The organism is Micromonospora sp. NPDC048905 (assembly GCF_040649655.1).
GTDB lineage: Bacteria > Actinomycetota > Actinomycetes > Mycobacteriales > Micromonosporaceae > Micromonospora.
Map to the genome: position 1 here is coordinate 258471 of NZ_JBEZFV010000004.1, position 6358 is coordinate 264828.

Below are 6358 nucleotides of genomic sequence, written 5' to 3' on the forward strand. Positions count from 1 at the left end.
GGCCACGGCGGCCAGCAGCGGCCCCGCCATTCCGCGACCACCTGCCCGGCAGCCATGCTTGAGGTGTCGGGTACAGCTGGTTTATCGTCGTCGCGAGGTGTCATCGCGTCTGGCCGCAACGACGTTGTGGTGATGGAGGTGGCACGACATCAAGGAACGACAATGCCCGCGTCCCTGCACCACCTGATCATCCCCGTGTCTGATCGCGACGCTGCCGCCCACTACTTCAAGGGCCTGCTCGACCTCCGCGAACCCTGGGAGAACGGCTTCTTCCAATCGGTGCAACTCGATGATTCGGTTGTCATCAACTTCGCGGCCCCGCCGGTCGAGGTGCAGCCCCAGCACTACGCCTTCCTGGTGACCGACGAACTTTTCGACCGCATCAAGGCCCGCTTCGACCGCGAAGGTACGCCGTACACCGCCGACCCACCCGGAAAGCGGCCGTCGGAGGTCGGCGAGGTCAATCGTGACGGAACCGGCCGGCGACTGTATTTTCTTGGACCGGACAAGCACATGCTCGAAGTGCTGACCGCTCGCTACAACGATGTGCCACAGCGATCTCGGCCGCTGTAGTCGCGCCGGTAGTCGCACCTGAGCCGTTGGGCTGACTCGGCGTCTCACGCAAGCCGCTTCTCGCGAACAGCCCTGGCGGCCCTGCCAGCACGAGATGCTGTGCGGGGCCGCCAGCTCGGCAGCGACCCCATTCCGTCACGGCTGCGGCCGCCAACAACAACCTTCCCCGTCCAGGACGGGCGGTCAGGCCGAGTCGGAATACGCGAGGTGACTGCCGCAGTGCCGGCAGCGGAAGAGATAGGCGGTGACCGGGCCGGCCTTGCTCAGCGTTCGCAGATACCAGTCGCTGTCACCGGCCGACCAGCCAGACCCGGCCGACGTCAGCCGGAGGTGTTCCAGCGCGTCCGGGGTGGTCGCCAACTCGTTCGCCCCGACCGCGCCATGGAACTCCGCCGCGTCTCGGCAATGGTGCAACCACTGCTCCTGCTGCCACCCCACCATCCTCGTCAGCCAGCACCCGCCGATCCTAGGTCGCCGCGAGCGGCCCACCTGAGCGCCGAACACCTGCCGCGTCAGCGGTCCCGGGGACGTCGTTCAGCTCTTTCGGTTCGGGTCGGTGAGAGCGTCCCAGTCGTCAGCGCTCGTGGGGAACGGCCCCCAGTGCGGCAGATAGAATGGTCGCCGTGGTGGATCGGCCACCGTGAACGGCTTGAACTCCGGATCCGCGATCACCCGATAGACGAACTCGGCCGTCGACATGTCGAATTGGTGCCACGGGTCGGTTTCCCGACGCGCGATCACCTGCCACCGGTCGGGCTCCACTGAGCGGTCCGCCAACCAGTAGTACTCTCCCTCGGTCTGATCACTGCCCCACTGGATCAGCCCCGACCCCTTGTCGGGCTCGTACATCTCGTAGGGTGCCCACAGCCGCACGGACTCGTGCCCGGCCGCCCACTGCCGGAGAGAGGCCCACGTCGGAAGCAGCGGCTGCGCATAGTCGTCCGTGGGCCCTAGAAGGTCCAGGTACGCAGAGAACGCCCCCGGTACGAACCGTCGACACAGCTCCTTGAAGTCCGAAGGCAGCACCACGCCCAGCTCCGACTCCACCTGCTCCCAGCCAGCACCGTCCGCGGGCTCCTGGTGCCATCCGGTCACGTCGATGATTCGGTCGATCCACGTCAGCTGATCATCCACGGCCGGCAAAGTAACAGCACCCGGCCGGCGTCCTCCATCACCCGGTCAACGGATGGCGGTCGGCGACCTTGGCGGTCCTCGGCGCTGCGCGCCCGCCATGACACCACCCCGTAGCGACCGACCCGGCAGAAGCGGATTCACGAGGGCGACCTATTCGGCGATCATCCGGCGGGTGGCGATGGCGGCAGCGTGCAGCCTTTCGTCCGCGCGCATCTCGGCGTCAAAGTCGCCGATGTTCATGCCGACTCGGTGCCGGGAGGCCACGAATCGATCCAGCCGGTCGAGCACCGGTCGCGCGTGCGACCCCATCGCGGCGAAGACCCGCAGCCCATTGTGCTCGGCCAGCCAGGTCAGCACCGCTGGCGCGATCTGGTCTCGGCGGCCAGGTTGTTCGGGCCGGCCGGCGAGATACTGGTCGGCCACGGCCCGGTCCGATGTGACGCTGAGAAGGGCAAGCGTCGCGCACTGCGTCGGGTACCGCCGAAGCAGCGCTGCTGCGGCTGCGGCGGCTGGCCCGATCTGTCCGAGAACGTGGATCGCCCAGTCCGGGGTGTCGTTCTCGGCCCCTTCGAGTCGGTCAATGAGTTCCGGCACTGCGGCAGCGGCGGCCGGCCCGAACGCGGCCAGGACCCGCATCGGCAGGTCCGGCGTGCACGAATCCGGTAGCACGGCCAAGATCTGCCGGGCGGCGGCCACCGGGATCTGTGCATCGGCACCCGTCCGGGCAACCGCCTTGAACGCCTCAGCCAGACGCGGCTCGTCGCTGTTGGACAGCATCAGCCGGACCAGATGCGGCACCGCCCGGTGGTCGCCGACGCTGCCCAGCGCGGTAGCGGCCACCGCGCCGAACTCAGGATCGTCCAGCAGCCCCGCGAGCTCGTCGGCGGCCAGACGGGACGCGGTCAATGAAGCCGCCAACGTGTGCAGCGCCGCCGACCGCACCTCGGAGCTGTCGTCCCGCAGGAGGCCGGTCAGCATCGGCGTCAGCCGTGCGGGCGCGGCGCGCCACTCACGCATCGCCGCGAGCGCCATCCGTACGCCTTCGAGCCTGACCTGTGGGCGCTCGGACCGGTTTGCCAGCCGTTCCGCCCAGGCGTAGCGGTCCAGCTCTCGATCGAGGCCGGTCAGCACGCGCGCCCAGCGCTCGCCGCCGGTCTCACTCTGCGAGGCGCGCGGCGCCTTTCCGGTGAGTCATGAACCTGATCTTCCCCCACGACCATCGCAGGGCGCAACGCCTGGTCCTGATCCGGGCCTACACCTGACCGACGGCCTCAGCGATGGCGAGGGTGTGCTGGTACTCGCGCCAGTGGGCCAGTTTGCCGTCCCGGGTCCGCAGCACCCCGATGAACGGCGCCGAGGCGGTTGTCCCCGTCTCTGTGTGAGTGCCGACCAGTTCATACTCGACCACGATCACCTCGGGGTCCGCGGTCTCGTGCACGACCACGTTACGACAGTCGTCGAACCGGACCGGGAACACCGCCTGGCTCCCTTGTGTGTACGCAAGCACCCGCTGCTTTCCCTCGGTACGTGTAGGGCGCCCGGGTGCGGCGAACGGTGTCTCGATCACCACGTCGTCGGTGAGCAGGTCGGCCTCGAAGGTGGGCTGGTTCGCGAGCCACTGGGCGCACATGCTTTCGAAGATCGCTCTTGGTGTCACGGTCGTCCTCCCTGATAATGAGTCAGCACTCGACTTGTGCCGAGAATAGTGAGTGGAGACTCATTTTGGTAGAGGGTCCGCCGTTGCGCGTCGACGCGCAGCGCAACCGCGCACGCATCCTGGACGCCGCGGAGGCAGTCTTCGCCGAGTTCGGTCCCCGAGCCTCCACCGAGGAGGTGGCCCGGCGCGCCGGTGTCGCCATCGGTACGGTCTTCCGCCACTTCCCCACCAAGGACGACCTGCTCGCCGCGATCATGAAGCGACTGCTCGCACAGCTCGTCGAAGACGCCGCCCAGCGAGACCTGTTCGCCTTCTTTGCCCACCTGGTGGCACAGGCCGCGGCGAAGAAGACGGTCGTCGACCTTCTCGCCGGGTCCGGGGTGAACATCCGGCTGCCCGACGCGGTCGGTCACCTCGAGAAGGCGGTGGCCCGGCTGTTGGAACAGGCCCAGGCCGCCGGCTCCGTCGCCGCCCCGGTACGGCTACCCGAAGTGATGGCGCTCCTCGCCAGCGTCTGCCAAGGGGCCCTGCACGGTGGGTGGGACGAGCCTCTGCAGGCCCGTACGCTCGCGGTCGTCTTCGCTGGCCTGAAAGGCGCCTGACCGGCCGGCTGGTGGATCAGCACCCGGCGTGAGCGCCGGGCCGGGCCGGCGTACGCGTCGGTCGCCTCGTGTCAGCCCACGGGCGTCCCGTCCAGGATGCGCTGCATCTGATCGACCGGCAGGGCCGGGTTGGCCGCGGCGGCCTCGGCCAGTTCGGGATCATCGAGAAGCGCGACGATCCGCGGTGCGGGGAGCCGTGGGCTGCTGGCCATCGCCTGTCGCACGGAGGCGCTCGGGTCGGTGCTCAATCGATCGACGACTTCCGGGTCGGCGTGCGGATCGAGGGCGACGAGCCGTCGTACCGTCGGGTCGGGGTCGTCGGAGAAGCGGGCCAACCCGTTGGTGGGAAACTGCGGAAGCTCGCTCAACCGGTCCCGGCCGCAGCAGTGGTACTCGAGGAAGCAGCGCAGCAGCAGCGCGGGCGGCGCGGCCGGGTGATGCTGAGCGAGCAGGACCCGTACGCCCAGGTCGGGGTCCTCGGCGAGGATGTCGACGAGGTCCGGCGGCAACTCGGAGTTTCGGGCCGCGCGGCGGCGGACCAGCGGGTTGACCGAGCGTGCCCAGCGCAGCGCATCGGTGAGTTCCGGCGCGGCGCCGTCGGTATAGGGGATCTCACGGCAACGCACGTCCGCGGAGCCAAAGTGGCCGTCGTCCGGCACCGTGGTCACGTCGATGTCGATGCTGGCCCGCTGCGGTTCGCTGAGGCCGGGATGGGTGGAGACCGCGGTTCGGACCTTGACCGTCGGGTCGGTGGAGAGCCGGACAAGCTGGTCGCCGCTCAGGTCAACGCGGCCGGCCACTCCCTGCCGAACCGACGGGTCGGGGTGGCGCAACAGCGTCTCGACCACGTCCGGTGGGACGCTCGGGTTCTCGGCCATCACCCGCAGCGTGGCCGCGTCGCCGCTGGCGAGCACCTGATCGACAAGCGCCGGGGACAGTGGACGCTGAAGCACGTACCAGAATGCGTGACAGTGCTGGTCCGGCAGATCCGCAGGCTCCATCACCTGGTGGCGGCGCGCGTCGGACGCCACGGCGACCGCCCGCACCTCGGGCGCCTCATCCTCCAGCAGCGCCCGGCGCGACCGCTCGTCCAGCCAGATCGCGGAGCCGGCCACGTACCGGCGCACACCCGGCCGAGGGTGCACGGCGGCCAGCCGGATCAGACGTCGGTCGTACCCCATCGCGCCGAACAACTCGTCGATCAACTCCTCGCGGCTGAACGGCACGTCGGAGGGGGGATCGTCGAGTCCGGTCAACAACCTGACCAGCACGTCGTCCGGCAGCGGTGCCTGACCGGGTCGGCCGAACGCGCGAAGTCTCACCCGCCACGCCGGGTCGGCCAGCAGGTGGGCACGCGCCAGGGGGTCGACCTGCGGGTGGCTGGCGAGCGCGCCGCGGATCGTGGGTGAGGGATGACGCAGCATCGCGTCCCGCACCGGCGGCAGCAGCTCGCGGCGGCGTCGCAGCCCCTCGCATGCCTGCTCCGGCCACATCTCCACCAGCCGCAGCAGCACGTCGATCGGCGCTGCCGGATTCCTCGCCAGCCCGGCCAACAGCGACGAGGGAGACGAAAACCGATCCGAAGAAGCAGCACCGACCATCAACCGCACGCTACGCCCACGTCCATCGTCGCGGCATCCGCTCATCGGGAGAGCAGGCGCCGCCCGACCGCTCAGGTATAGGCACCGTGCCCATACTCGTCGCGGGTGACCTGGAAGTCATCGGGCCTCGTCCGCCGGAGAAGCTCGTACCGGTCCCCGAAGAGGTCAATCGCTTGCCGGAGGCTGCATTCCTCGGCCCGACAGATCGCCTGCAACGCCAGGATGATCCGTTGTTGCACGATGAGGTCGTCGATCGACTGCCAGGCGTCCACGCGGCCATCCTGCGGGACGACCATCAGCGTGGCAATCGGCGGATGGAGGATCCCTGATTCCACAAGCGACGTGAGTTCGCCGGGCCGGGTGGGAGCCTAGGTGCCGTCTTCTTCTTCTGGACTTCCTGCCTGATCGAGTAGGGCCGTCAGCGTCTGCAACGATTGTTCGTCGAAGATGGGGGTGACGATGTCGCCAAATCTGCGTTCGCCAAGCTTCCCGCGGAGGTCACGGAGTCGAGCGATATCGAAACCGGCCTGGGGAACGCCGATTTCGAGCCGTATCGCGAGGGCCTGGCAATGCAAGGTCACTGCCTCGGCGAATCCACCTGCTTCGGTACGCAGGGTCGCGAGCTCGCTGATTGAGCTCGCCATGCCAGCCCGATTGCCTAGTTCCTCGTCGATGGTCAGCGATTGCTGATAGCGGCGATCGGCCTCGGCGTAGTCGCCCCGAAGGTGGGCGAGAATGCCGAGCTGACCGTGGCTGCTGGCCATGCCAGCCCGATTACCCAGCTCCTCCGT

9 protein-coding genes are annotated in these 6358 nt (G+C 68.6%); 2 read left to right on the forward strand and 7 right to left on the reverse strand.

The features are described from left to right. The first annotated feature begins 162 nt into the window (after positions 1 to 162). Positions 163 to 573, forward strand: a complete 411-nt coding sequence (locus AB0C01_RS12530; protein ID WP_357250259.1) for a VOC family protein — start codon at positions 163 to 165, stop codon at positions 571 to 573. A gap of 183 nt (positions 574 to 756) precedes the next feature. On the opposite strand, the gene AB0C01_RS12535 is transcribed toward AB0C01_RS12530, so the two are convergent. The 4 genes from AB0C01_RS12535 to AB0C01_RS12550 all read right to left on the reverse strand — a co-directional run bounded on the left by AB0C01_RS12535 (position 757) and on the right by AB0C01_RS12550 (position 3364). Next, positions 757 to 1014, reverse strand: a complete 258-nt coding sequence (locus tag AB0C01_RS12535) for a CbrC family protein (RefSeq protein WP_357571109.1) — start codon at positions 1012 to 1014, stop codon at positions 757 to 759. 93 nt (positions 1015 to 1107) lie between these two features. Beyond that, positions 1108 to 1707 (reverse strand): hypothetical protein, encoded by a 600-nt coding sequence (locus AB0C01_RS12540; RefSeq protein WP_357571110.1) that lies wholly within the window; start codon positions 1705 to 1707, stop codon positions 1108 to 1110. Positions 1708 to 1857: 150 nt separating this feature from the next. Beyond that, positions 1858 to 2838: a HEAT repeat domain-containing protein gene (locus AB0C01_RS12545; RefSeq protein WP_357571111.1), complete on the reverse strand. Its 981-nt coding sequence runs from the start codon at positions 2836 to 2838 to the stop codon at positions 1858 to 1860. A gap of 121 nt (positions 2839 to 2959) precedes the next feature. Continuing rightward, a complete protein-coding gene (locus AB0C01_RS12550) occupies positions 2960 to 3364 on the reverse strand; it encodes a nuclear transport factor 2 family protein (RefSeq protein ID WP_357571113.1) in 405 nt (134 codons plus the stop codon). Between the two features lie 83 nt (positions 3365 to 3447). Here AB0C01_RS12550 and AB0C01_RS12555 point away from each other — a divergent pair, with 83 nt between their 5' ends. Further along, positions 3448 to 3966, forward strand: coding sequence for a helix-turn-helix domain-containing protein (locus AB0C01_RS12555; RefSeq protein WP_357250271.1), 519 nt, complete (start codon positions 3448 to 3450; stop codon positions 3964 to 3966). A 71-nt stretch (positions 3967 to 4037) separates the two neighbouring features. Here AB0C01_RS12555 and AB0C01_RS12560 read toward each other — a convergent pair whose 3' ends face one another. The 3 genes from AB0C01_RS12560 to AB0C01_RS12570 form a co-directional block, all read right to left on the reverse strand. Next, positions 4038 to 5519 (reverse strand): hypothetical protein, encoded by a 1482-nt coding sequence (locus tag AB0C01_RS12560; RefSeq protein WP_357571114.1) that lies wholly within the window; start codon positions 5517 to 5519, stop codon positions 4038 to 4040. Positions 5520 to 5638: 119 nt separating this feature from the next. Next, complete coding sequence (locus AB0C01_RS12565; protein ID WP_357250276.1) at positions 5639 to 5839, reverse strand: hypothetical protein; 201 nt, start codon at positions 5837 to 5839, stop codon at positions 5639 to 5641. 96 nt (positions 5840 to 5935) lie between these two features. After that, a partial coding sequence (locus AB0C01_RS12570) for a tetratricopeptide repeat protein (RefSeq protein WP_357571115.1) occupies positions 5936 to 6358 on the reverse strand: 423 nt, incomplete at its 5' end.